Origin of the sequence: Reinekea sp. G2M2-21, assembly GCF_015687175.1 — a bacterium.
Classification (GTDB): domain Bacteria; phylum Pseudomonadota; class Gammaproteobacteria; order Pseudomonadales; family Natronospirillaceae; genus Reinekea.
The window spans coordinates 15,126-39,378 of record NZ_JADPQG010000008.1 but is presented as its reverse complement, the minus strand read 5'-3'; the positions used below and the strand labels follow the sequence as shown (position 1 = coordinate 39,378).

General features: G+C 48.1%; 21 protein-coding genes. 5 read left to right on the top strand and 16 right to left on the bottom strand.

The window, feature by feature from the left end:
* Positions 1–16 precede the first annotated feature (16 nt).
* The 3 genes from IYN85_RS21625 to glnK form a co-directional block, all read right to left on the bottom strand.
* Positions 17–835 carry a hypothetical protein gene (locus IYN85_RS21625; RefSeq protein WP_196161045.1) on the bottom strand — a complete coding sequence of 273 codons (819 nt, stop codon included), beginning with the start codon at positions 833–835 and terminating at the stop codon, positions 17–19.
* 183 nt (positions 836–1,018) lie between these two features.
* Positions 1,019–2,242 (bottom strand): ammonium transporter, encoded by a 1,224-nt coding sequence (locus tag IYN85_RS21620; RefSeq protein WP_196161044.1) that lies wholly within the window; start codon positions 2,240–2,242, stop codon positions 1,019–1,021.
* A 29-nt stretch (positions 2,243–2,271) separates the two neighbouring features.
* Complete coding sequence (gene glnK / locus IYN85_RS21615; RefSeq protein ID WP_196161043.1) at positions 2,272–2,610, bottom strand: P-II family nitrogen regulator; 339 nt, start codon at positions 2,608–2,610, stop codon at positions 2,272–2,274.
* A gap of 395 nt (positions 2,611–3,005) precedes the next feature.
* On the opposite strand from glnK, the gene IYN85_RS21610 reads away from it, so the two are divergent.
* The 3 genes from IYN85_RS21610 to IYN85_RS21600 all read left to right on the top strand — a co-directional run bounded on the left by IYN85_RS21610 (position 3,006) and on the right by IYN85_RS21600 (position 4,464).
* Positions 3,006–3,260 (top strand): accessory factor UbiK family protein, encoded by a 255-nt coding sequence (locus IYN85_RS21610; protein ID WP_196161042.1) that lies wholly within the window; start codon positions 3,006–3,008, stop codon positions 3,258–3,260.
* A gap of 38 nt (positions 3,261–3,298) precedes the next feature.
* On the top strand, positions 3,299–3,682 hold the full coding sequence (locus IYN85_RS21605) for a VOC family protein (protein ID WP_196161041.1): 384 nt from the start codon (positions 3,299–3,301) through the stop codon (positions 3,680–3,682).
* A 185-nt stretch (positions 3,683–3,867) separates the two neighbouring features.
* On the top strand, positions 3,868–4,464 hold the full coding sequence (locus IYN85_RS21600; RefSeq protein WP_196161040.1) for a hypothetical protein: 597 nt from the start codon (positions 3,868–3,870) through the stop codon (positions 4,462–4,464).
* 104 nt (positions 4,465–4,568) lie between these two features.
* Here the strand turns inward: IYN85_RS21600 and IYN85_RS21595 are convergent, their stop codons facing one another.
* The gene (locus IYN85_RS21595; RefSeq protein WP_196161039.1) at positions 4,569–5,426 is read right to left on the bottom strand and encodes a PEP-CTERM sorting domain-containing protein; all 858 of its coding nucleotides are present in this window, start codon (positions 5,424–5,426) and stop codon (positions 4,569–4,571) included.
* A gap of 222 nt (positions 5,427–5,648) precedes the next feature.
* Positions 5,649–6,545 (bottom strand): LysR family transcriptional regulator, encoded by an 897-nt coding sequence (locus IYN85_RS21590; protein WP_196161038.1) that lies wholly within the window; start codon positions 6,543–6,545, stop codon positions 5,649–5,651.
* Between the two features lie 157 nt (positions 6,546–6,702).
* Here IYN85_RS21590 and IYN85_RS21585 point away from each other — a divergent pair, with 157 nt between their 5' ends.
* Positions 6,703–7,440, top strand: coding sequence for a TSUP family transporter (locus tag IYN85_RS21585; protein ID WP_196161037.1), 738 nt, complete (start codon positions 6,703–6,705; stop codon positions 7,438–7,440).
* A gap of 17 nt (positions 7,441–7,457) precedes the next feature.
* On the opposite strand, the gene IYN85_RS21580 is transcribed toward IYN85_RS21585, so the two are convergent.
* On the bottom strand, positions 7,458–7,877 hold the full coding sequence (locus IYN85_RS21580; RefSeq protein ID WP_196161036.1) for a DUF1761 domain-containing protein: 420 nt from the start codon (positions 7,875–7,877) through the stop codon (positions 7,458–7,460).
* Positions 7,878–7,963: 86 nt separating this feature from the next.
* Here IYN85_RS21580 and IYN85_RS21575 point away from each other — a divergent pair, with 86 nt between their 5' ends.
* A complete protein-coding gene (locus IYN85_RS21575; RefSeq protein WP_196161035.1) occupies positions 7,964–8,932 on the top strand; it encodes a pentapeptide repeat-containing protein in 969 nt (322 codons plus the stop codon).
* Positions 8,933–9,323: 391 nt separating this feature from the next.
* Here IYN85_RS21575 and IYN85_RS21570 read toward each other — a convergent pair whose 3' ends face one another.
* The 10 genes from IYN85_RS21570 to tssH all read right to left on the bottom strand — a co-directional run bounded on the left by IYN85_RS21570 (position 9,324) and on the right by tssH (position 24,239).
* Entirely contained in the window at positions 9,324–10,463 is a 1,140-nt protein-coding gene (locus IYN85_RS21570) for a hypothetical protein (RefSeq protein ID WP_196161034.1), read from the bottom strand.
* A gap of 139 nt (positions 10,464–10,602) precedes the next feature.
* Positions 10,603–11,709 carry a hypothetical protein gene (locus IYN85_RS21565; protein WP_196161033.1) on the bottom strand — a complete coding sequence of 369 codons (1,107 nt, stop codon included), beginning with the start codon at positions 11,707–11,709 and terminating at the stop codon, positions 10,603–10,605.
* A gap of 129 nt (positions 11,710–11,838) precedes the next feature.
* Entirely contained in the window at positions 11,839–15,144 is a 3,306-nt protein-coding gene (locus tag IYN85_RS21560) for a LysM peptidoglycan-binding domain-containing protein (RefSeq protein WP_196161032.1), read from the bottom strand.
* On the bottom strand, positions 15,145–15,720 hold the full coding sequence (locus IYN85_RS21555) for a DUF4150 domain-containing protein (RefSeq protein WP_196161031.1): 576 nt from the start codon (positions 15,718–15,720) through the stop codon (positions 15,145–15,147).
* A 9-nt stretch (positions 15,721–15,729) separates the two neighbouring features.
* Positions 15,730–16,740: a hypothetical protein gene (locus tag IYN85_RS21550; RefSeq protein ID WP_196161030.1), complete on the bottom strand. Its 1,011-nt coding sequence runs from the start codon at positions 16,738–16,740 to the stop codon at positions 15,730–15,732.
* Entirely contained in the window at positions 16,737–17,798 is a 1,062-nt protein-coding gene (locus IYN85_RS21545; protein ID WP_196161029.1) for a DUF2169 domain-containing protein, read from the bottom strand. Before IYN85_RS21545 ends, IYN85_RS21550 begins: the two co-directional genes overlap by 4 nt.
* Positions 17,788–18,918: a hypothetical protein gene (locus tag IYN85_RS21540; protein ID WP_196161028.1), complete on the bottom strand. Its 1,131-nt coding sequence runs from the start codon at positions 18,916–18,918 to the stop codon at positions 17,788–17,790. Before IYN85_RS21540 ends, IYN85_RS21545 begins: the two co-directional genes overlap by 11 nt.
* A 2-nt stretch (positions 18,919–18,920) precedes the next feature.
* On the bottom strand, positions 18,921–19,346 hold the full coding sequence (locus IYN85_RS21535; RefSeq protein WP_196161027.1) for a hypothetical protein: 426 nt from the start codon (positions 19,344–19,346) through the stop codon (positions 18,921–18,923).
* A 20-nt stretch (positions 19,347–19,366) separates the two neighbouring features.
* Entirely contained in the window at positions 19,367–21,409 is a 2,043-nt protein-coding gene (locus IYN85_RS21530) for a type VI secretion system Vgr family protein (protein WP_196161026.1), read from the bottom strand.
* A gap of 64 nt (positions 21,410–21,473) precedes the next feature.
* A complete protein-coding gene (gene tssH / locus IYN85_RS21525) occupies positions 21,474–24,239 on the bottom strand; it encodes a type VI secretion system ATPase TssH (protein WP_196161025.1) in 2,766 nt (921 codons plus the stop codon).
* Positions 24,240–24,253 lie beyond the last annotated feature (14 nt).

Genomic DNA, 24,253 nt, shown 5'->3' with positions numbered 1-24,253 from the left:
TGAACGCCAAACCCGACTATAATCGACCACGCAGTGCCGGTAATGCAAAATCCAATTCCGGACTGCGCCAAGCCCCTGCCCAGTTCATCGCTAGCGTATCCGGCCACTGCCCTGATTTCAACGCATTAACAACCGTTAAGCCAACATCGACGATGGACAAGGATACCTCGACGGTCTGAGTGGACGATCCGTTAGCCTGCAGGTTCGCATCCCTGAGCTGCACATCAGCCAAGGCGCGGGCGTCCTTACCAACGTCCATTTTTATCCCCTGGGTTGCGATGGAAAAAACATTGGGGTTAAAAACCGCAACATCCAATGCTAACGTCAACTTGCTGAAGCTGACGTTCGTTAACCGCCAGTCCTGTAAGGAAACTTTCGGCAACTTAGGAATAGGAACGATAAAATCTGAACTCCAGGAAAGTGTTTGTGGACCGAGCACCGGCACGGCGAAAGTCGGCGAAAGCTTCAAGGTAAAGTCGGCCTCACCTGCCTGATAGACGTTCACTGCCCGACTTAAAAGCTGATCAAATATCAGATCCCATTGAAATGAGACATTCACGGAACCTGACGCAGGTAGCCCGGAAATCGCATCGTTATCCAGAGCCAACCAAGGCTCACCCTCCAACCACAATTGCGCATTTAACTGACTGATAGGCAACTGATATGGATTGCTGTTACGTATTTGCACCACTGATGTACCCGCCACATTATCGAAACTGACACCCTCTATTTTGGTGGATTGATATTCAAACGTTGGGTTTCGGTATACATCGGTTAGTGACAGATTGGCGCAGCCCACCAGCAAGGTGGATACGAGCAGGAAGAAAACTCTCATCTCAGATTCAGCCCTAAATTAAGTTGAGCTAAGGGTGGCAGGCAAATCGAAGCAGGTCAATCACTTCAACCAGGTCCGGCGCTCAACCGATGGCAAAGAGCACAAAGACGAAAAAAAGGGCACCGAGGTGCCCTTTATCTGATTTTGACTTTCTTATAATTTGATCAGTTCAGAGGTTTATTATTAACCTTTGTTGAACTCAGGGTAAGCTTCCATACCACACTCGGCGATATCGACACCTTCGTACTCTTCTTCTTCGCTGACACGGATACCCATAACAGCTTTCAGAATTGCCCAGACAACAAACGATGCACCGAATACCCATACGAAGATAGTCGCAGCGCCGCCCAACTGGCCTAGATAAGATGCTCCATCATTAGTCACAGGCACCAGCATCAAGCCCAGCAGACCACAGACACCGTGCACAGAGATGGCACCAACAGGATCATCAATCTTGAACTTGTCCAATGCCAAAATGCTGAACACAACCAGGATACCACCCAGCGCACCGAAGATAGTCGCTTGCAGTGGGGTTGGCGTATCAGGACCAGCAGTAATGGTAACCAGACCTGCCAAGGCACCGTTCAAAATCATCGTTAAGTCAGCTTTCTTGAACAGAATGCGCGCCAGGATCATCGCAGCAATGGCCCCACCAGCGGCTGCGGCATTGGTGTTCAGGAAGACAATAGCAACAGCGTTCGCTGAGTCGATGGTAGACGTCTGTAGTACAGAGCCACCGTTGAAACCAAACCAGCCCAACCAAAGAATGAAGGTACCCAGAGTTGCCAATGGCAGGTTTGCACCAGGAATCGCGTTAATTTCGCCATTCTTGCCATATTTGCCTTTACGAGCACCCAGTAAAATGACACCTGCAAGGGCTGCTGCAGCGCCAGCCATATGAACAATACCGGAACCGGCAAAGTCAACCATGCTCAGTTCATACATACCAAATACAGCTTGACCGCCCCAAGTCCAGCTACCTTCCATAGGATAGATGACACCAGTCATAACAACAGCAAATGCCAGAAACGCCCACAACTTCATACGCTCAGCCACCGCGCCCGACACGATAGACATTGCAGTCGCAACGAACACCACTTGGAAAAAGAAATCGGATGATGGTGCGTAGTAGGCTGAATCTTCTATTGAATCAACAACACCTGTGTCCATTATTCCACTCAAGAAGAAACCACCGTCGTACATGATCGCGTAACCGCAAACCAGATACATGAAACAGGCAATAGCGTACAGCGCGACGTTTTTTGTCAGAATTTCAGTGGTGTTTTTGGAGCGCACCAAACCTGCTTCCAACATAGCAAAGCCCGCAGCCATCCACATAACCAGGGCGCCACACACCAAGAAGTAAAAGGTGTCTAAGGCATAAGATAATTGAAATATTTCGTTCATCGTTTTTCTCCGATCACAAAGTCGTGAAATTAAATAGCTTCGTCGCCGGTTTCACCGGTACGAATACGAACAGCTTGCTCAAGAGGCAAAACGAAGATCTTGCCGTCACCAATCTTGCCAGTGTTCGCCGCTTTTGAAATGGCTTCGATTGCCTGATCGACAACGTCGTCACCAATGGCAACTTCCACTTTCACTTTTGGCAAAAAATCCACTACGTATTCAGCGCCGCGGTACAACTCTGTGTGACCTTTCTGACGGCCAAACCCTTTAACTTCTGTCACAGTAATACCCTGGACACCTATTTCAGAAAGCGCTTCACGGACGTCGTCCAACTTGAAGGGCTTGATGATGGCGGAAACTAATTTCATTTTTTATGCTCCACGTATTTTGACCCAAATCGTCTTCAAAGAAGTCTCTGATATACTCCGGTGGCCTATATCAGAGCCTGCTTTGCAGACGTTTCTGTTAGCGCATCTCCGACCTATGTGGTTATTGTGGGTCTAGAGATACTGTTTATATGCACTTACAATGCAATCTCAGTGCATTGTGTTCGTTGCTATGCACAGTGATACTTTGTCTATAGCGAAGGCCGTGCCAATTTTAAATATCGCTTTAAATCAATGACTTAGCGCCTTTCACAGCGAAAACCACGACAACGCGACGCACCATTATGGTTCACCGCACTTTAGTAGTGCGCCTTTGGGCTCCAAGAAAGCCCAATTTTGAATCAATCGAATGCGGCCCTAAAGCCAGAGGTTAAAAAATGAGAACACCGGAAGATTTTCTTGATCGAATCAGCGAGCAAGTCAATGATTTACTTGGCCAAAGCAAGCAATCATCGGAAGACATAAAGCGTAATGTCCGAGCGCTTATTCAAGCTCAGCTCGCCAAACTGGATGTGGTCAGCCGAGAAGAATTTGAGGTACAGCAGGCAATACTGCTCAAAACACGCACACAAATAGAACAGCTGGAGCAGCAACTGGCCAATCTCGAAGCACAAATAAACACGCGACCATAAACGTCAGCCATCTTCGTCTTAACCAAAGGGACATTGTTATGCTCAGTCACCACACGATCACGTATCTTGAGTTCCCCGCGCAAGACCTTGAAGCCACGCAGAGTTTTTTCAGTCAGGTATTCCAGTGGAATTTTCAACAGTGGGGGCCTGACTATTGCGCCCACACATCAGCCACGGTTGAAATCGGTTTTTACCGGGCGCCGTTAACCTCGGTTTCCAGCCAAGGTGGAGCCATGGCCGTGTTCTACAGCAATAATCTGGAAGCGAGCGAAGCTGCTGTACGACAGGCTAAAGGAGTCATCAGCAAAGCCACCTTCGATTTTCCAGGCGGGCGTCGGTTCCATTTCATTGAGCCAAGCGGTAATGAGTTTGCGGTTTGGTCGGATATAGCTGCGGACGGCACCCAATCCGGCCACGAGTAACATGCCTTATGGCCTTTCTGGTGATACGCAGGGACCCGAGTTGCAGTGGTCATTAGTCATATATGTATGCAATGACCTACTGCACTTATGCATGCCGCGTATTGCAGCCATACTGCCATGACTATTCAGCTATGGTTCACTTTCGGAGCGTAAGCTACCTACCATTATTCCAAGGAGGTTTTTCAATGAACAAGTACTTACTCAATTCTTTGTCGGCAGCCGTCGTCGTTATCGCAACTGGACTTGTCGGTACCCATGCCTTTGCGAAAGACACATTGATTGACCTCGATAACGCCCGGGTTGGTGGCTTTGGCGGCCCAATTTTCAAAACCAGCCAGATCAAAGGCGAGCAAACATTTGAAATTGGCGGTGGTGGCGGTGCAACCTTCACTACCGGTAAGCATTCCATCATGATCGGCGGCGCCGGCTATGGATTGGTGAACGAACTGAACTGGGGCGTCGATGAGAAACTGGAAATGGGTTATGGCGGCTTTATGTTCGGCTATACCTACAACCCGGAAGCGCTTGTCCACGTCGACACACAGATCTTACTGGGTGCAGGTGGTGTTCATGTGATTGATTCCAGTAATCAATCCTCGGATACAGGAACATTTCTGATTTCCGAGATCAGCAGCCAGGTTGAAATCAACGTCACAGATTTCATGGAAATTGGCGTCGGGGCTTCTTATCGACTGGCCACCGATCCGAGCATCAACAACCTGGACGGCGACGATTTATCGAAACCCGGTGTGTTCATCAGTTTCCAATTTGGCTCTTTATAAGCTTCAAGGTTCTTAATATTAGCCGTACTGCTTATCGATGTAACAGCCTTTGTGGGCACAAAAAAACCGGCTAATACCGGTTTTTTTTTACGCTTATCAGAGCATTAAGCGGTTTTCGCTGCCTTTTTGGTTTTACGGCGAGACAGATACAAACCACCTAAGCCCATCGTAAACAAAGCGAAGGTTGCTGGTTCTGGTACATCGGTGTATTCCCAAGAGCCCATCAGGTTGTCGTTGCCACATTCCATGGTGAAGTGAGCAAATAACGTCTCATCTCCAGACAACTGCGCATACAAAGCGGTCAGGTCCAGACCGGCAACGTAGTGCGTGCCACCATTCCAGCTGCTTTTTCCGGTTTCAGCGTCGGAATAGGTTTGTGATTCAGACCCAAATATAGAGCCGCTTGCCAGACTCTGCATGCCCGAGGTTGCTTCAAACTGCCAAGGATTCGATTGGTAGTTCTGGCGATAATAAGACGTGACCACATCTGTGCTTTCGTCTATCGCATACAGGCTCCAAGCGTTGGTATCAAAGTCCAGGTCAAACACATAGTCATAACCGTAACTGTTGCTTTCAACGACGTTTCCGTTTGCAGCACCATTGGCAACATCTGAAGCGCCGAACAGTGGCTTGCCAACAGATAGAAACAGATCACCGGAACTGAAAATACCGTCACCGTCCGTGCCGCCATTGCCAGAACCGGATGCTTGGCCACTCCAGTAGTTATAACCGCCGACCATGCTCAGAGTGGTGCCTTCCAGGAAGAAGCCTTCCAAATCCCAGACTTGCGACTGAACCATTCCTGGTTCCGCTTCGTTATCTTCATTGGTGGCTGTACCGGCATAGATCGGGTCTTGGTCATTGATGGTGACTTCAGTTCCCAATACCAATGCGTGCGCTGGCACAGAAAGCGTTAAAAGTGAAGCGCCCAATGTCGCGCTGATCCATAGTTTTTTGCTCATTATCAACATCCATTTAAAGCCAATTTTGTGATCGGCTTCACAAAAAGCAAAAGTTAGGCCAACTCGATAACCCTATGATTTTATTGTATTTTCATAAAAACGACTTAGTTATGACTGAAAAGCATTTCGACATGCACATGCTCTACTGACGATCTTCACGTAAAAAATACCGACACTATTGTTCATGATTGTGATGCAACTCACATAACCAAGCATACTCAATCACACAAGGACCAATTGCGCCACGCGTTGCTGAATATATTGATAAACGCGGCTATAGACGGGATGGTTAATAACCGTCTTCCTTGAAACTAAAGAGCAGGGACGCTCCAACCTACCCTGCACCGGAAATGACACGGATCCTGGTTGCAGCCTTACTTGCGTCTGCACAGGCGCAATCACGTTGGCGACACCACTCGGTACTAATGCATGGCAATAGCCCTCTGCCGCCAAACGTGCGACACCGACCGAAGACTCTAATGTTGCCACCGGAGATAAATGCCAAGCGTCAAAATGTGGGGCAAGGAATGCCCACATCGCGGACTTTTGCTCGATACAGCAAACCTCTAGCGAAGTTGCGCCTCGCTGCCAAGCGACAAACTGCGCTTCCATGCCGGTACCGCAAATAATGGACATAGGCTCGTCGACCAATGGCATCACAACAAGACCATCGGTTGCGGAGACATTGCCGGTACAAATGCCCATTTGATACCTTCCCCGGCTTAACCGCTCCACGATGACAGCCGTTCGGTGACTGTGAATATCGAAGCTTATATCCGGGAATTCGCGCGCAAGATCCGCCATCAGTACAGCCCCCCAAGACACCATAATCGCATCAGCGAGGGCTATTCCCAACCGGGTTTTATCTGGACTCGTACGGGCCCGAAGCACATCCGCCATCTGAGCCATCAGCGGTTCCAAATCTTGCAGCAACTGACGCGCTGGCACTGTAAGAACAGCGCGTCGCCCCTGGTGTTCCAGCAATGGGTAACCCAGTTGCTGCTCCAGGGCACGTATTCGTTTACTCAGTGCTGATTGACTCACCCGCAACCGTGCCGCAGCGTCTGCCATACTGTCGCTATTAGCGAACACGATCAAAGATTCCATCTGCGCGAACATCTCACCCCCTTCACCGAATACGGACTCACCCTGCCAGATTACTTTCCATTTAGGAATGTAATTCTGTCCAAACTTTCGCTTTTTGCAACTAAAAGACCTGTGCAAACTGAGCAATGTCACCAACGCAAGCTTGCTAACGTACTGTGGAGTATTCGCATTGACGGTATTATTGATTTTTACTGCGGTGTTCCTCACCAGCCTTTTATCGGGAATTTTAGGGATGGGCGGCGGTATCCTGCTCGCGGCGAGCCTGGCTATGTTTGTGCCACTGTCCGCAGCGCTGTTACTGCATGCCAGTGCACAATTTACGGCAAACAGTTATCGCGCTTTACTGCACAAACATACCATTCAATGGCGCATTATCCACCGCTACAGTATTGGAATGGTCGCAGTCGCGCTGTTGTTTGTGTACTGGCAAGTCACCATCAATAAGTCACTTTTTTATTTCCTGTTGGGCGCCATGGCCCTCTCCAGTCACTTTATTCCCAAAAACATGGCGCTGGACACGACAAAAACCAGCCATGCCATCGCGTCCGGCTTTCTGGTTACCGCACTACAATTGTTTGTTGGCGTAGCGGGACCTCTACTGGATATGTTTTACCAGAAAACCTCGTTAAACCGGTTTCAGATCGTGGCGACCAAAGCGATGACTCAGGCAATGGGGCATTTTGTCCGCATCACCTTTTACCTTTCGGTTTACCGACAGCATTGGCAGCAATCCGAGATAAATGCTTGGGTACTCCTGGGTGTGATTGGTTTGGCTATGCTCGGCACTCGGGCTGGCACATCGCTCCTGCACCGCGTTAACGAAGCGCAATTTCAGTTTTTCAGTCGCACACTACTGTCGACTCTCGGTGTATTTTTTATTGCGAAGGGCGCTGCAGGGATATTCTGATCTGCCCAGCTTTTCGCTTAAAGAATGAAAGCAGCAACCGTGACCAAGCCAACAAACAGGACTTCGAAACCGCTGTTAATTGCCAAAACCCGAGGGTTCATTTCCCCCCAAAACACCGCTTTTGAGGTATTTGCTAACGTGAAGGCAACCCAAAGGCCAAACACTGCGGCTAAAGCCGAAAAAACACTGCTGATTAGCAAAGAGGCGAGCAACACATCAACCACATAACCGAACACCACCGCAAAAATCAGAGAGGCCGCATAACCGGGACCGGCCGTTTTTTGCATCTCCGCTATTTTTGCTTTGTCATCCGGATCAATACTCATCGCCTGCATCCAGGCCCGTCCAAATATCGGACCATACCAGAGCATTCCACCCGCCATCTGCACGATAGCGGCGACTAACAACGTCCACCAGGAAAAATCAGACCAAGCCATACCTACCTCCATTTCACTAACTCATATTTATTGAACTGCTAGACTGAATGCATATCACCGTAACCCTCCCTAAAGAGGATAGCACCATGGCGCAATGTGGCTACCTACTGAAGAACAACGAGCAATGCCCTCATCCAGCAGCAGGGAATGGCCTTTGCTTTTGGCACGACCCTACCCAGGAAAAAACGGATCCGAAATACAGTCAGGAACTGGAGGCCCTCGCCCGCAGTGGGCACAGTTTGGAAGGGTTTGCGCTAAAAGGGGCTAATTTAGAAGGCATTAACTTAGTTAAACGTGGTGAACACAAAGGCTATGACTTACGCTATGTCGACCTGTACCGCGCCGACTTACACGGTGCTCATCTGTTTATGGCCGATCTGCGTGGCGCCTCGTTAATGAAAGCCAACCTATGCGATGCCAACTTGCATTACACCAACTTGAAAGATGTTAATCTACTCGGCACCAAATTGACTGGCGCTAAAATAGAAAATGTTATCTGGGGAGAGAAACTGCTGCAGGAACAACGGGCCGAGGATGCACTCAAAGAAGACAACCTGAGCCTCGCTTACGACTATTTAGAACAGACCGAAGAGATCTGTCGTAACATTCGCAACGTGGCTGCCCATCAAGGTTTAGTTGATATGGCCGGTCATTTCTTTCACAAAGAAATGACCGCTAAACGAAAGCAACACCCGAAGTGGTCAGTCAAACGGGCTATTTCGAAATTTGTCGACTTAACCTGCGGTTACGGCGAACGGCCAATGAATGTTATCTACTTTTCCTGGACTGTCATTTTATTTACATCCATCGCGTTCTACTTTTTTGGCGTTCTGGAACAGGGCCAGCTGATACGCTGGAACAGCGTCTCTGACAATGGCATTGTGAAAGATATGTTAACCTGCCTGTATTACAGTGTTGTCAGTTTCACTACCCTCGGCTATGGCGATATTATCCCCGTGGGTTATAGCCGCTTCTTTGCGGCCGCTGAAGCCTTCACCGGAAGCTTCACGTTGGCCTTGTTCGTGGTTGTGTTTGTGAAAAAAATGACGCGTTGACTGATTTGCATTTACTAAAATGTTCACTAGTCGTTATTTCTGTCATCGTTGTTTCGCTCAGGTTGCGTGCCAGCTGAGTATTGACCAACCCAGATCAGACTTATTGTCTTAATCAAAGTCACTGTAAACTAAAAAAAGATGTAGTTTTCGACGCCATAGTTTTATGCGACACTCTCACTAGTAGGTCCACCATGTTCTGGTAATTTACAGGTAGTTCTATCTTTTTCGTTCTAAAAAACCACTCCGCACCGACGGACCGTTGTCTGCTGCACCACCAGTCATTTGCCGCAGTTCGATGCCAATATTGATCTGCTCCGCGTTGGTTGTTTTGCCAACTTTTCAACGGAAATTGGAGTAAAATTTGCTAAAAACTTAAGCTCTATTCGTCTAATCATGAAATCAGGCGACATGCCTTGCTGTCATCTATTGCATTTTCAAGAATGCTCTTTCCAAAAACGAGCTGCCAAGTGTTGACTAGCTTTCCGATTCTATCCTTAAAGCTGCGCCATTCGCGAGTAGGGCCGTAGTTAACTAGGCTGTCAAACATGGCGTCGGGAGCAGAAAGCTCGTACGGTGCGTATTCATGAACCGCTTGAACAACAGTGTATTGTTCGACAATATTTGTTTCACTTGTATAGCCCTTCTCAACAACCAATTCGAGACCGCCTGTGCTGGAAAAACCTTTTGCAGTTGCTTGTTCAGTCAATTGAACAACAACAAATGCGTAGTCACGATACTTCAGTGTTAGAAACCGAATAACCTCATCTTGAGGCTCGGATAGATTCTCTTTTCGACTCAATAACCGTTCTGCTCCCACTACCCCACCGACTTTAGCAAGATCATCATTTAGGCTGTCCAAACACTGCTTAAATCCTTCAGGAACATCCAACATTTCTATCGAAGAAGAAAACTCATTGGAAAACCTCCTCCCGAAATAGGGATTGTCAATTCGAAGGGGTATCACTGAGTTAAACAAATGCCTCTTAATACCATAGATAACAACACGATCGCTCACCTGCAATATATCGAGATTTGGAACTTCAATGTTTATAGTCGATTGGTCTGAGACCATATCACTGGATATCATAAATGCGTCATCAATTTCAGACATGATGGACAGATTGAATTCTTCCATTGGCCACTGACGTGCGGCTTGAGCAATCGAACCAAACACAGCGAACATAGAAACCACGAACACAACAAACATCAGAAATGCCGCTGTCCTCCAATGGTGCTTAATAAGTAGAACCCCGACCCAAAGGGCACATGCGATTAGAACGCCTACCGAGAGACCAAATGTAAAAGCTTCTTTCGTTATCCAATGCTTTCCGCCATAACTACTTTTGTATTCTGCTATCTCAGCAACCGAAAGCCACTTCAGATCGCTAGGAATACTTCCAGCCCAACGATAAATAGAGGTATACATGCTTTCTTCATAAATCGACAAGGCGAAAAGGCACAGCAAAACCGCGGTAAGCGATGACACCAACAGTCCTTTGGGTGAAAAAGGTGCGTTGATTTTCGAGTTCATGGATAAAGCTCCAGGATATAAAATGCATATTGAAATTTTTTTCTAAAGAAGGATGTAAGCCAGCAGGTTATTGCATAACTTGATAACGCTAAGTTACCTAGCTGATGTTGGTTTACTTTGCAAAACGGAAACTTTAACCTTATCGCCTGATTATGAAAACTGCAATAACCCAAATGAGCCAAGACAAAGCGAAAGCCATACCTAACCAAAACCCCCACTCTAAAGCTAAAGAGAATAGGTAGGCCAATCGACTTCCTATATGCAATTGGCCGTAGGCTAATAGACTATATCCGTAAAGCCCTTCTTGAATGATGCCCGATAACCCAATCATTAATGCGACTGGAAACGTGAGCAAACCAATTACAAATTTTCGTTTTAAGTTCTCTTGCTTAAGCCTGCTTTGTCCATCTACTATCTCCGATTCAGTTCGCTGGACATTCAAGAAATTAACTTCATCTAGTTGCATAGACCACAATTGCCGAATACTCGGCATAGTGAGCGCGCTCCAGAAATGGCTGAATCTCTCGTTTTTCTGATCTTCTCTCAAGGTCACTTCATCCTCTTTTCGGTATCGCTCAAGGATAGGAATGTCCGGTAAGGGTTTATCCAAACTCATAAATTGTTCGTAGGCTTTAATTTGACCCGGAATATCTTCTTTTAGTGAACGAATAAAACCAATCAAATTTCCGCTGGCTTCTTTCCAATACAAATCATAAGCGATGACGTTTGGAGGAGCATTCCCTCTTCTCATACCCATTTCGACACCCCCCCAAGGTACGGCGTAGAAGGAGCCATCGGGTCTCTTTACGTGAGCAAATTGGTTCGTTCTATCTAATATGAGGTTGAGAAACTCTAGTGTTAACTCAGCAGATCTTGCTTTACGCTTTGAATAACGATGCCCAAATAACAGCAACAACGCGCTCGGTATAAATAGCATTTCTAAAGACCACGCCAACCTCATAAACTCTTTCGTTGGTAGACGCAACCAATCTATGATGTGGTACAGAAATAGAGGAAAAGCCATGACGAGCAGAGCTAAGACCAGTGGAGCCACGAACAAACTTAGCCAGTGACGGACGGCAGAGTCATACGGATAAATTGGCCAAAGTATATTGTCCTTGCCTACTGCATTGAAGCTGTGTTCAAAAACCATTCTTAGTCGATGCTTTGCATCGGAATCTGGCGAGTAAATAGAAATCAACTCTGCAATTTCAATCGGAAAGTTCCGATACAATGGTGACTTCAAGCTAAATCAGCTCCCTTTTTTGATAGCCGGAGTTCACTCAATATATCGTCAAACGTAATTTCCATAAAATTTGCCGCTCAATAACATGAAAGTTAGCAGTCACTACAGGAAAGTGACCGGTTGAATGTCTTAATCTACTATCGTTAATCGTTCAAGCACCCAACCTTCGCCATCACCATAAGTATCATCGGTGTCACTGTTATCAATTGGTAAACTTAAACCAGAAGGAATGATATGCCTTACTCGAAAATGAATAAACAGATGATGCTTCGCAATGAATTCGGTAATGACATTATTTAGTTCAGGCATCTCAAAATGATAGATGAGCTTCAAGCCCGTAGGTTGCTCCTTATCACCTAAGACGATTGAGCTTTTTAACGCTCTACTGAAGTCATCTTCCGTGTACGTTTTGTCATTACGATAACCACCCCATTGTCGGTTATTTGAAATATCTGCATAGCTTGCAGAGATTGACCAATCAATAGTACTCTTGTGGTTAATAAAGGATGGGTGCTGAATAGTAACTGTCACTTCAAAAATATTTTCTCGAATTTCACGTTCTGCTAGTGAAACTGATGGACAGAAGAAAAGGTTTTGCAATCCATTGTAGAGTTTTTCGATGGTGTCGTAATCATCATGACCTAATCGTCTTGATGTGCTGCCAGAAAATGGACAGTGTTTTGCCCATGACTCAAACAAACTGTCGGTCAACCACATCGCAATTAAGCCTGCGAGTATGGCGCCTACGGCTAGGATCCAACCCCAAATAGGGATCCAAGCGGCTACCGCTGCGGTTGAGTTCGCGGCGATAAAAAACAGTCCTGCTGAAGACAAACCCATAAGACCAGATATGCCCATGGCAATGGCTGCATCGGCATCATGTTTCTGTGCAAGCCGAAACGTATTGATACCGCAATCAATCGCTGCAATAACGGATACGGCAACACCTAAAAACTTATAGTATGGAAACGATAGCGTTATTTTGCTGGAAATGCGCATGGTCATTTCCTTGCCGCCGAGAGCTCCTAAGCTGCCCGAGTACTTTTTCATTAACGCAATAACACCGTCGCTTCCTTTCCACATTTCGACGGCTTCAATAGCAGCTACCGTCACAAAAGTTATGTGTTTCCCGACTATATAGCTTTTTTCTACATTGGAAATTTTTTCATTGTTTAGATCGGCCAAGGCTTGCCCCAGGCTGAACACTTCTAAAAACAACAGTGCCGAAGGAATACCTTTATAAGCTGTTTGTAAGCTTGTTTTAGTGCTCGCCCACTGACATAACCGCTTAGACATATTTTCAGTCCATTCGGTCACAGGTGTTACGATCATCCTAGATTTTGCGGTATAGGTAATTGTGCCTTCTGTGTTAGCGACCCGATTACTCCAAACGTCTGTCCAGCGAACTTCCGGAGTATCGATGACCGGCCCATTATAAGGTCTTAAATCTGCGATGGTATTACTAGCGATCTTGTTTCCTGCTTCGTCGAATCCATCGATCAAGTGAGACGTATTCCCATTGTACTGGCTTTTTGTTGCAGCTCGTTTTCCTGCACGCTGCAACTCAACTTCGGCATCTAATCGAATGTGGTTTTTAACTCGATAGGCCCCAGGCGCAATAACCCCTTTCATATCTGCTCCGGCTTCAATCAGATGAACTTTTGAAAGCACCGGCATCCCAGTAGATTTGCAGTACAGGGTAAATAACCCATCGACATCAATTGTTCGTAGGTCACTCGATTTTAACGCGTGAAGTTTATTGTAATTTGTTATGATTTTTAAAAACCGATCAACTACATCCGGTATGCCGACACTCGGCTTTCTCATGAGTCCAACAACGGTGTTTGCGTTAGGCTCTTGGTCACTCATTAATATTTTCAACGATGCTTGAAAGTCTCCGAGCCGCATCTTCGCTGATTCAATTGGTTCTGAACTTACTTCTGCCGTGATCGACTCGGCTGACGTAACATCGACATCGTCACTGCTTGCAAATAGCCACTCATGCGCAGGGTGGTTGGGGGAAAAAAGAGCATCTAACACTTCAACTCCTGGTGTTCCGTATTCCTCTCTTTCTTTTTTAACTAAGGTTGGAGCGTCATAACTATAATCTTGATTGTTAGGATCAGTAAGAATGAGGTCAAGTAGGTCATTCGTTCTAGCCCAAAGCTGGCTGTAAGTTACCACTGGCGCCCATGCATAGTCTTCAAGGCAATCCCAAACAGACAGATAAAATGAACATTCACTATAGGGAGTTTCGGAATCGAGCAAATAATCGATTAACAAGGTCTGAATACTTCGGTAATGCTCTCGATGTTGTTTTCGCTCATTGATGTGTAGCCAACCTTCAATGTCTTCTTGGCTTATATCGTCCTTTGCATCTTCCAAGTAACTCTTCGCGTCGCTATCCAACCCTTCGAAGGATTTTTCGTCAAACAACATTGGGTAGATGATCTGCGCCATTTGTGTAACTTGCTGATAATCTTTCCGGGTAGCGTTTTCTGGTATTCCAAATGCGTTGTGTTCAGCAGGCACATAGTCTGGCGCACCTTGCATCAAGGTTTCTTTGCGAACTTGCTGCATAATAAATCCAGATGGATCCAGAGCGGCACCATTCATTTCATCGACCAATGCCTGGACTTGAATGTGAATTGCCAACATTGCATTATTTAATAGATCGACAGCGCCAAGCGGGTCTTGAATTGCAATATGCAGCTCATCTCCCTTCGCTTGTTCAGACAATGGTTTACCCATCCTTTTGCTTCGATTAGCGTCCGAATCTGCATGTGGGGTGTCTGGATCTCGTAGCTTTAGCCACTGGCCAACTTGAATATCATCCGCTGAAGCCAAGTTGTTGTAGTCTGACAAGGCTTGATAAGATTCTATAAATCTATACTTAGGGGCTATGGTGCTTAACAGCTCACCATTTTTAACCCAATGACGATAGCGTATATCTTCTGGGTTCATTCCACCCAAACTAAGAACTCGTCGCCAAGACCATTGAACGTGCGAAAATGCAATCTGTACTTCGGTATCTTCACCTTCCATACGGGTCGGTATCACAATATTTTTTGAGGGTACCCCCGTCGCACTTCGGTGATCTAATGTTTGTTGATAGCGCAGATCAATTCCGCAAAAATCTCCATGACTATCAACTTCGTACTCATGCCATAAATACCCGTTCACGAAGACATAGAGCCAACCTTCTGGCATGTAGCCTTCAATTATTTCACCTTCTTCTGCATTTAACGCTTGTATACCCACTTGTATCGATCTGACTGACGATTCGGAAGAGCCGTCTACCTCTTCATTCGGTTTCGAATCATAAAGACCGAGTGGAAGTAGAATGGGATCGCACCCATCCATGGTCGGCTGGCGTAAAACCTTGTAGTAACGACTCCGCTTAATACTCTGTATTGAACTAACTGCCATGTTCATTTATTCACTCTCCATATTAAGGGGGCTTGAATATTCTAATATTCCTTCTTCTTCGATCATCACCATTTGGGAACCCGCTTCAAATTCACCTTCCACCTGCCATTCCATCCCATCGGGTCCCTCACTGATGTCCATTTCTTCCGGCGCCTGAATACCTTTTGGCAAAGGAGGTAACCCCATAGGTTGCATCAAAGGCATGGGGGGGGTGTTTTGCTTATTGGACACCATCATATCCATTGCCCGGACGGCGGCTACACCTTCAATGAAAACATTACTGCTGCCCATGATAAAAGACGCTTCATCACCCTTGGTGCCAGATTTAACACCTTTTTTGTTGCCCGGTTCATCGCCTTTGCTCTTGGCAAACACACTGTCTTTCGTGCACGCAGGCTGACCATTGATGAACACACTGCTGGCGGTTTTATCGGCATCTTTACTTTGTGCCACATTAGGGTATGGAATAGGTACTACAGAGTTACCAACACGAGTGAGACAAACATCGATGGTATTCAAAACACCACCACTGTCAGCATGAACAGCCGTCCGGCCATTAATCAGTACGCTTTTCTTACTCATAGTCGCTCCTTACTGTGTGTTTTGAGGGGTGCCGGTACGTCCTTCGGCACTGGGTAATTTCCAGGTTATTCGGGTATTGCCTTCTACGGCGAGTGTCATCAGTGGTTGGTCTTGTTTCCATACCTGTTGAAAAACAAGTTGGAATGGCAATTGGCAGACGCCCAGGTCGCCCAATATCGACGCCATGTTATGGCGAAGCGGGTTGATCTGATGCCATGGCAAGTCCGACTTAGTTTCACGCTTTTCCGTCAGCGCCTGCTCCAACCGATACAGTTCTATACTACCTTCGGCTGTTGGGGGCATGCTGTGAATAAGCACACTGTTTTGCGAATTGCGCTGGTCGGCGAACATTTTTTTTAGCGTCTGCGAGGGTTGTGTCAGTGGATCATCAGCATTCGGTTCCACAGCACTGAGGATTCTGCCCGGCTCCGTGGCGTGTTTGGACTTCGTCAGCAACACGGCTATCGCCGCATCAGCGGGTATGGGTTGTTCACTGCTGGCATCGGTGGCAATCTTGCTATCCATCTTACGAATACGGTCAGCGGCACAGCCAGCGTGCAGACTCACCCACAGCCAATTCTCAATGTTTTTTTCCGGCTGCAATTGTTCAAAGTGTTGCAATGTTGCCATCACTGTTTTTTCAGTGATGACAGCCTCAATGGACAGAGCAAGATAACCCGTAAACATTGACACAACATCCAACCGAATGTCACCAGTGACCATTAGACCTAACGAATCCGTCGGTATCGTCATGTCCTTTAAGGCGGTTAAAAGATGTTCGCAAAGAACCGCGTGCCTTGCTTGTTCGTCCCCGACAGCTATATCTAAGGCGGGTAAAGCGATGACCGGATGTTCGGTGCCGTCGATAATAACGGTATGTTCAGCAAGCGGCTCGGCAAAGGACAAACCCGTCAGCACATTGGCCAGCGCAATATCGGCGGAGTCGGTGCCGGCAATACTGATAACATTGGCGGCAGGAATAAAATGACTTAAAACTGGAAAGTCGTTTACGGCACTCATGCGGTCTCTTCATGGGGTTGTTGCGGTTTTGTCTCAATGGTTCTGGCGTCCGTGAGCTGCAATTGAATGGCCGGGCCAGATAGTGGGTGCCACGGCAGTGCAACCCGGTGAACGAAAACCAATGTTTTTTCATCCGTGTCTATCAACAGGGTGTCGCAGCGCAGCGAGATTTTCTGCAATCGCTGACCGGAACTTTGTAGAAGTCGGACGGGGCTTAAGCTGTCGGGTAAGGTTAACAGGATAGGGTTATCCGAAAATCCCGTTAATTGAAGTCGCGAACCCGGTGCAGGCATGTCGCGCAACTGCTGGTCAGAGGGTGCACAATTGTACAGAGACAGACTTACGTCCGCCGGATAAGGGCATTGACCTTCCGCCGCCGCATCCGCGTCCATGTTTTTGAAGGCTTCCCAACGGGGTTGCCACGTCATGCTGACGGCATTGAATCCTGTCGGTGTGGGCAGATTGTTCGGGCTTTTAACGAACGGAGGCATCTCAAATGTCGGTAAAGCCACGGGGATATTAGCGGACTTGTCGCGCGCTTTGTAATAGCCGGTCCCCACTGGGTTGCTGTCATACTGAACGATTTTTTCGCGCTCATTTACGTGTCTGCCACCAAAAGCATGTTCATAGGAAATAGGACAGGCAGCTAAGGGGCGCGGTTTACTGGGTATAAGTCCCAGTAAACTTTTTTTCCAATAGCGCGGGCCCGTTGCAAATATCTTTTTCTCGGTAACTGAGGTGCCATCTTCAAAACGAACACTGAGTGCCTGATGCGCAACACCGGGCTTTGGAACCAACGAGCCCTTTAACAACCATTCGACGTTGCCTTTAAAGGGTACCGTATCGTTTGGATACAGAATAGAACCGGTTTCCGGGTCATCGTTCACATAGCGGTCGCTGTACTCCAACGCGCATTCATCCGCCGACAGTTCTGTCAGTTCACCGGATTCGTTCCAACGATAACCAACCTTAACAACACACGTCATCTGCATATGTCGGTTATAACCCCAACCGGGAATCAGGGCTGCATCCCAGTCGGTATAATTATCAAGCTGCATGACTCACCTGTTGGGTTAACACCACTTGAGACTGCAAAAAACGCCACTGGCAGTGCGTCCAGTGATAAGTCATATCAGGCAGTACTTGACCCAACAATTGGCCCAGATGATACCAACCCATGCGCTGCACCTGTGGGTGCTGGTTGAGAAACCAGGCAGACAGGTTACTGGCGTTTTTCAACTGCCCCTGCAATAAGGCTTGAGCGTGTTCGCCGCCGATGTCGGGCGCTACAGGATAAGCCGAAGAACCAGCAACGGACTCGCCTGTTGCGGTATCCACAAGCGCAGGCTGCCAATCCACCGGCGTCGCGAGAATAACTTCGATAGCCGATGCGGCTTCTTTAGCCATCGGCGCTTTGCGAAAGCAGCTGAGTAAATGATCAATACACGACGTTGTACCTTGCAATGCCGCAACTGGTAGGTGGCTTGGTTCCGACTCACAATGCTGAAAAAACAAATCCAAAGACCGGGCGTTTTCACTGAGGGTCAGCCAAGTCCAATGATCGGACTGCGGTGCTTGAGTCGACAGGTGCGCGATCAACCGCTCGACGGCTGACGGCTGTGCAAGAATCATAGACCGCAACAGACTAGCGGTTTCCGAATGCGGTATTTGCTCCGAGTCATCCAGCCAGAAGGGTAGCGCCAAGTCACATTGCAGCGCTAATTTCCGCAAAGTCGCTGGCTGCCAGCAACATTGCGCCAACTGGGCTTCTGTTAAGCGTTTTGCGAGCGGGTTATCGATCAAGGCATCTAACTTTTCGGAGCTTAAGTCCTTAGGGTTTGCCAACCAAAGTGCTGAGGTGAAAAAATCATTTTCTTCCTGATCAGTGATCTCATCCAACTTTTGCAGCGCCCGAATGAACACATCGATGTTGCTGGACTGCAGCATGGCAATGAGTACCGTCTTTAACGGCCAAGGTTTTTCCGGCCAAGCATCACCATCGAAAAAATTCTCCGCGTAATCACTCAATACCGACAGACTGGGAAACAGACGCTGCTCAATGCGATAAGCCTGTTGCGTATCCATCCCCTGTTGCCAGCCGCTTTCGCGTTTCTTCAGCCACTGTGCCGCGTGCTTTAAGTGGCGCTCTAAGTTGTTCCGATCCTTCGCTGTCAACATGGTCAATTCAACTCGATGCGTGTGCCCAGAATTCGGTTTATTCCTTGAGCATCCGTAGAAATATCGACACCTTCAATTTCAATGTCGCCAGACGGTTGTAATGTCAGTTGTGCTTTGCCAACTTTGAACGACAAGCTTTGCTCACTGCTCAAACACCACTGGGTCCCGTCAAACTGCATCGTTGGGGGCTGAGGTTCTGTTGGATTTCTTAATTTATGGGTAATACAAACAAGACCAGATATTTGCTGCACAACAACACGGTCATCTGGGCACAAAGCGGGTAACCCTTGCACGGAGATATCGACAACCAAATCAGTGCCATCATGCCGTACTAACGTTGCGCAACCATCATGCACCTCGATAACATCGGCAATGACGCCACCTGTAAGCAAATTTTGTGTAGTCGGAAAATTCTTTACTTTATGCATATCACTCACTCCTTGTGTGATCAGTTGTTGCCGACAGTGCCACCTTTGACGATGATTTTATCCGCCGTCATTTCAATGGCAGGACCGTTCAGAGTCAGATTTCCGGAGCCGTCAATCTGTATCGAGCCATCCCCCTGGGTTAAGGTGACGGACCCCTGTGCCTGAAACGAAATAGCATCGCTCGCTTCCAACTCAAAGTTGCCATCTTCAACCACCGTTGTCATATCACCAGAAACGATGTGTGTACTGATACCGTCTGCGGCTTCAACGACAAACTGACCACCAACCTCAATCGACAATTGGCCTTCTTCTGTTACCCACGACAGGTCTTCCTGAGCCGTTAAAGACATATTGGCACCAGCCTGATGAGTAATGTCGCCTTCTTCTGTCATCAGCGAATAGTCACCTTTAACCGTCACTTCCTGATTAGCACCAACCTCGATAGACATATCCGCACCGGATTGCGCCTGCATGTTTTTACCAGCGTATACTTCCAGGTCACCTTCTTCGGAATGAAGTTCCGCCAGATGATTGTCTTCCGCTGCACTTAACTGCAGCCGATTTTTCTGTTCAGCGGTGTTCAACTGGATTTTTTCAGCACCGGGAGTGTCATCCAGCAAAAACTCATGCTGACCTCGGGTTCGAATTAAATTCTGATAGCTGTTCTCACTGGTCACAACATTTGGGCTCTGATCATTGTAAACAGCGCCCATTATCGTCGGCCGATCAATATCACCATTCTCAAATGTCACCACGACCTCGGTACCTGCGGTAAGCGGAAAATGCATGCCGTGATCGGCACCACCAAAGGGTTGCATCAGCCGGGTAGGCAGGCTGCTGTCTTCACCTGCGGCACGCTCATCGAAGGGCAGTTGCACACGGTAGCGACCATGTTCATCCACTTCACTGGCGACAGTGGCGGTAATCGACGTCGCAATCGGTTTTTTAGGCTGATACAAAGGGAGATAGGGCTGTCCCGCAGGGATGGCAATAAAGGTATTTTCATAGCCCTTATGTAATGCCGTTACTCCGCTGCTTACCGCTGACGACTGGTTGCCGCTCGACTCCATCTTGACGATCATGTAGCGACCATTCAATGAACTGTGACCGGTCAGTTCAACCACCATACCAGGCTGCAGACCACGACAGTTCGAGTGCATAATTATACCGGCCGCCCGCGCTTTATGTGCGATGGCAATACCGTCCGCCAGTTTTTTAGCCGCATCATGGGTCTGCAGGTTGTCGCCCCAGCGAAACTCTTGGGTAGATTGGGTCTCGGATGCCTGGCTTTGGGCGAACACCGATTCGCCGCGCGGAAACTGATAGTCTGCCACCTGTACAGAACCCGGTGTGGATTGCCAGCTTTGTTTCACGAGTGAAATATATTCTTCATCCACAGCAGCGCCTTTCACGCTGCGGAAAGGTAACATTAAAGGTTCGCTGACCAGTGGCAACTGACTAACGTCGTCGACGATCAACACCTCCATGCCCTCTTTGCCTTGGTGTTGATGTAGAAACAGGTTGTCACGCAGCAGAATACGTTTCAGAAAATCCCAATCGCTTTCCTGATACTGGACCGTCATCGGGTACGGTTCGACATCATCGGCTTTCACACTGACTGCGTATTGGCCATCCAAAAATTCCGTCAACAAGGTCTTCGCAATATCCAGAGAAGATTGGCCAAGGAATACGCGATTATGCTGTTGATTCTTTAACGGCCACAGTGGGGCTTTGAGGACCAGGCGGTAACCTTGATAATCACCATTCCCATTCGCATCGACAACCTGGTGAACAATCGCCGACAATGGCGCTAAAACACCCCGCCACAAAAAGCTGACCACCGCTCTTTGGTCAAGTATGCTTTGCGGCTCTATGGGTTGTAGCGCCAGCAGTTTTACATCAACGGTACAGTCGACTTCCGATAAATTCCATTGCGACACCGCGACACTTTCAACAATAAACGCCTCGTCATCGCAACCATCGATCTTAATAAAGTATTCGCTCTCATCCGCCATTCCAATTTGCCGGACGGCCCGATTAATATTTGCCACTGATTGAATCATTTTTCGTCCTTTTTATTCAGTTCTCGATAGCCGTCCTTCGTTTACCGGCCGGAGCGACTCGCATTTATAGCGTTGCGTTAGCCGCTGTTTCTGACTTCGGTTTATCAGCAAAAATACATTCCATCTGCTGATCTTCGTTTAGGGATAACGTCAAAATATCCGGAATATCATCTTCGGTAATAAAATGCAGTAAGCTGTGCGCAATATTTGGCATGAGTTGCTGATCAACCAACGCATTGACATATCGGGCACCGGAATCATTCAACTCACATTGACTGGCCAAATGTGCCAACACCGCTTGATCACAGCGGAACTCCATCTGATACACCTCGGCCAAACGCTGTGCAATACCGTCGAGCTTTAAACTGACAATCTGCGCAAGCACGTCACCCGCCAGCGAAACAAAAGGTACGATTTGCATTCGCGCCAGCAACGCAGGCGCAAAATGCGCCAGCAGTTCCGGCTTAATGAGCGACTGCAATTCGCCCAACGTTGGGCCTTGCCAAGGCTCATCCGCCTGTTGCGATAACTCAGCAAGCTTGTCTAAGGTATCTTCGCTGCCTTGCGCCATGATATCGGCCATTTTTTCCTCTGTAGAGATCTGCGTGCAACGCTCCTGAATGCTGGCCGAGCCCAGATTACTGGTCATCAGTATCAACGTATTTTTAAAATCAATCTCTCGGCCTTCACCATCGCGCATGAATCCACGATCAAACACTTGATAGAAAACATTCATCACGTCCGGGTGTGCTTTCTCCACTTCGTCGAGCAGCACCACGGAGTAAGGACGCTGACGCACGGCTTCCGTTAAGATACCACCCTGCCCATAGCCAACATAACCGGGTGGTGACCCTTTCAACTGCGACACCGTATGAGCTTCTTGGTATTCACTCATGTTGATGGTAATGAGCGCGCGTGAGCTGCCATACATGTGCTCGGCAATAGCGCGGGCCGTTTCTGTTTTACCCACACCGCTCGGACCGGTTAACAGAAATACGCCAACGGGACCTTCACTGGTGCGTAACCCGGCTTTTGAGGAGCGCAGTGCTTTGCCCATTGCCTGCAACGCAAGATCCTGTCCAACGACGGTATCAGAGATGGCCTGTTCAAAGGTTAACACCGATTGCAGATCGCTTTTCGACATGCTGCCTACGGGCACTCCGGTCCAATCGCCGACGACATCGGCAATAGCCAGTTCATTAACTTCAGGTTGGACCAAAGGTCGATCGCTTTGCAATGCGCTCAGTTGCGCGCGTAATATTTGCGATTCAGCCAACAGTGCATCGGGCTGAGCATCGGCCGCGTTCGTCGACAAGGATGCGAGCTTCGCTTGTATCTGCTCAACCAGATTATTCTCTTCCTGCCACTGTTGATGGAAGCTTTTTGCTTCGTCGATACAGTGTTGTAACTCGTCCTGCAAACTTGACTGCAACGATTGATTCACCAACAGGCCCGCCTCTGCCTCAGATTGAATCTGCGTCAGCCTCGTTTCCAGGTAACTCTGTCGTTCTGCGAGTGCTTCAAGACGTGACGGAATCACCGATTGCCCCATACGTACCCGTGCGGACGCCGTGTCCAGCAAATCGATGGCTTTGTCGGGCAAATAACGTCCGGTAATGTAGCGGTCAGACAGGGTGACTGCCGCTTCGATAGCTGCGTCGGTAATGCGCACCTGATGATGCTCCTGATAGCGATCTTTCAATCCGTTGAGCATTAGAATGGCCGCTTCCGTTGTCGGCTCTTCGACCTTCACCAGCTGAAAACGCCGTGCCAACGCCGGATCTTTCTCAAAGTACTGCTTGTACTCGCTGAATGTGGTCGCGGCAATTGTCCTTAACTCTCCGCGCGCGAGGGCCGGTTTCAGCAAGTTGGCAGCGTCACTCAAACCAGCATCGCCACCGGCACCAATGAGCGTATGCGCTTCATCAATAAACAGCATAACGGGTTCGGCGGCGTTTTTAACTTCGTCGATGACCTGCTTGAGGCGACGTTCAAACTCACCTTTAACGCCCGCGCCGGCTTGCAACAAACCCATGTCGAGCACGCAAATACGGATATTTTTTAGTAAATCCGGAACATCGCCCCGAGCGACTTTCTGGGCCAAGCCTTCTACGACAGCCGTCTTACCGACGCCAGGCTCGCCGACCAAAATGGGATTATTTTTACGGCGCCGACACAAGATATCGATCGCCATACGAATCTCTTCGTTACGACCGGTAATGGGGTCCATATCTTCCTGCTTGGCCTTTGCCGTGAGATCGGTCGTAAACTGGGCTAGCGCGGAGTCACCCTCTGCTGGCGCAGCGCCTGCGACATTGGTTGAGCGATGTTGTGACGTGCCGTTACTGCGGTCTTCATTTGCGCCCTGAGTGATTTGAAACCGATGCGCACGCAATTCATCCAGAGAAATTTGATCCAACGCGCGATAGGCCGCAAAGGTTGGAAACGTTGGCGACAGTTCGATAACGGCTTCCAAAATTGCGACGGTATCAATGCGGTCACGTCGATAATGCACTGCATTAATCACGCAGGCTTTTTCAAGCACTTGAAACAGGCTTTCCGCCAATCCCGGCTTGCCCTGGTGACCAGACCGTAACGAGTTTACTGAATCAATCAGACCTTGCCATAAGCTGTCTACGTCAACTTTAAAGTAATCAAGCACCAAGTCCATCTGGAAGCGCTGATCATCTTCGAGCATTTTAATCAGCAAGTGCTCAATGGTGATCTGATAGTGACCACGACTCACGGTGAATCCAGCCGCAGCTTCCATCAACGTGCCACACTCTGGGTTTAATTTGTCGAGTAATGCGCGAAGCGTTTTACCATCCATGTTGTCTATCCTTT

What these genes read in the sequence shown, in the direction of transcription:
- IYN85_RS21625 (WP_196161045.1), bottom strand. Translation starts at nt 835, where the DNA reads ATGAGAGTTTTCTTCCTGCTCGTATCCACCTTGCTGGTGGGCTGCGCC.
- IYN85_RS21620 (WP_196161044.1), bottom strand. Translation starts at nt 2,242, where the DNA reads ATGAACGAAATATTTCAATTATCTTATGCCTTAGACACCTTTTACTTC.
- glnK (WP_196161043.1), bottom strand. Translation starts at nt 2,610, where the DNA reads ATGAAATTAGTTTCCGCCATCATCAAGCCCTTCAAGTTGGACGACGTC.
- IYN85_RS21610 (WP_196161042.1), top strand. Translation starts at nt 3,006, where the DNA reads ATGAGAACACCGGAAGATTTTCTTGATCGAATCAGCGAGCAAGTCAAT.
- IYN85_RS21605 (WP_196161041.1), top strand. Translation starts at nt 3,299, where the DNA reads ATGCTCAGTCACCACACGATCACGTATCTTGAGTTCCCCGCGCAAGAC.
- IYN85_RS21600 (WP_196161040.1), top strand. Translation starts at nt 3,868, where the DNA reads ATGAACAAGTACTTACTCAATTCTTTGTCGGCAGCCGTCGTCGTTATC.
- IYN85_RS21595 (WP_196161039.1), bottom strand. Translation starts at nt 5,426, where the DNA reads ATGAGCAAAAAACTATGGATCAGCGCGACATTGGGCGCTTCACTTTTA.
- IYN85_RS21590 (WP_196161038.1), bottom strand. Translation starts at nt 6,545, where the DNA reads ATGTTCGCGCAGATGGAATCTTTGATCGTGTTCGCTAATAGCGACAGT.
- IYN85_RS21580 (WP_196161036.1), bottom strand. Translation starts at nt 7,877, where the DNA reads ATGGCTTGGTCTGATTTTTCCTGGTGGACGTTGTTAGTCGCCGCTATC.
- IYN85_RS21575 (WP_196161035.1), top strand. Translation starts at nt 7,964, where the DNA reads ATGGCGCAATGTGGCTACCTACTGAAGAACAACGAGCAATGCCCTCAT.
- IYN85_RS21570 (WP_196161034.1), bottom strand. Translation starts at nt 10,463, where the DNA reads ATGAACTCGAAAATCAACGCACCTTTTTCACCCAAAGGACTGTTGGTG.
- IYN85_RS21560 (WP_196161032.1), bottom strand. Translation starts at nt 15,144, where the DNA reads ATGAACATGGCAGTTAGTTCAATACAGAGTATTAAGCGGAGTCGTTAC.
- IYN85_RS21555 (WP_196161031.1), bottom strand. Translation starts at nt 15,720, where the DNA reads ATGAGTAAGAAAAGCGTACTGATTAATGGCCGGACGGCTGTTCATGCT.
- IYN85_RS21550 (WP_196161030.1), bottom strand. Translation starts at nt 16,740, where the DNA reads ATGAGTGCCGTAAACGACTTTCCAGTTTTAAGTCATTTTATTCCTGCC.
- IYN85_RS21545 (WP_196161029.1), bottom strand. Translation starts at nt 17,798, where the DNA reads ATGCAGCTTGATAATTATACCGACTGGGATGCAGCCCTGATTCCCGGT.
- IYN85_RS21540 (WP_196161028.1), bottom strand. Translation starts at nt 18,918, where the DNA reads ATGTTGACAGCGAAGGATCGGAACAACTTAGAGCGCCACTTAAAGCAC.
- IYN85_RS21535 (WP_196161027.1), bottom strand. Translation starts at nt 19,346, where the DNA reads ATGCATAAAGTAAAGAATTTTCCGACTACACAAAATTTGCTTACAGGT.
- IYN85_RS21530 (WP_196161026.1), bottom strand. Translation starts at nt 21,409, where the DNA reads ATGATTCAATCAGTGGCAAATATTAATCGGGCCGTCCGGCAAATTGGA.
- tssH (WP_196161025.1), bottom strand. Translation starts at nt 24,239, where the DNA reads ATGGATGGTAAAACGCTTCGCGCATTACTCGACAAATTAAACCCAGAG.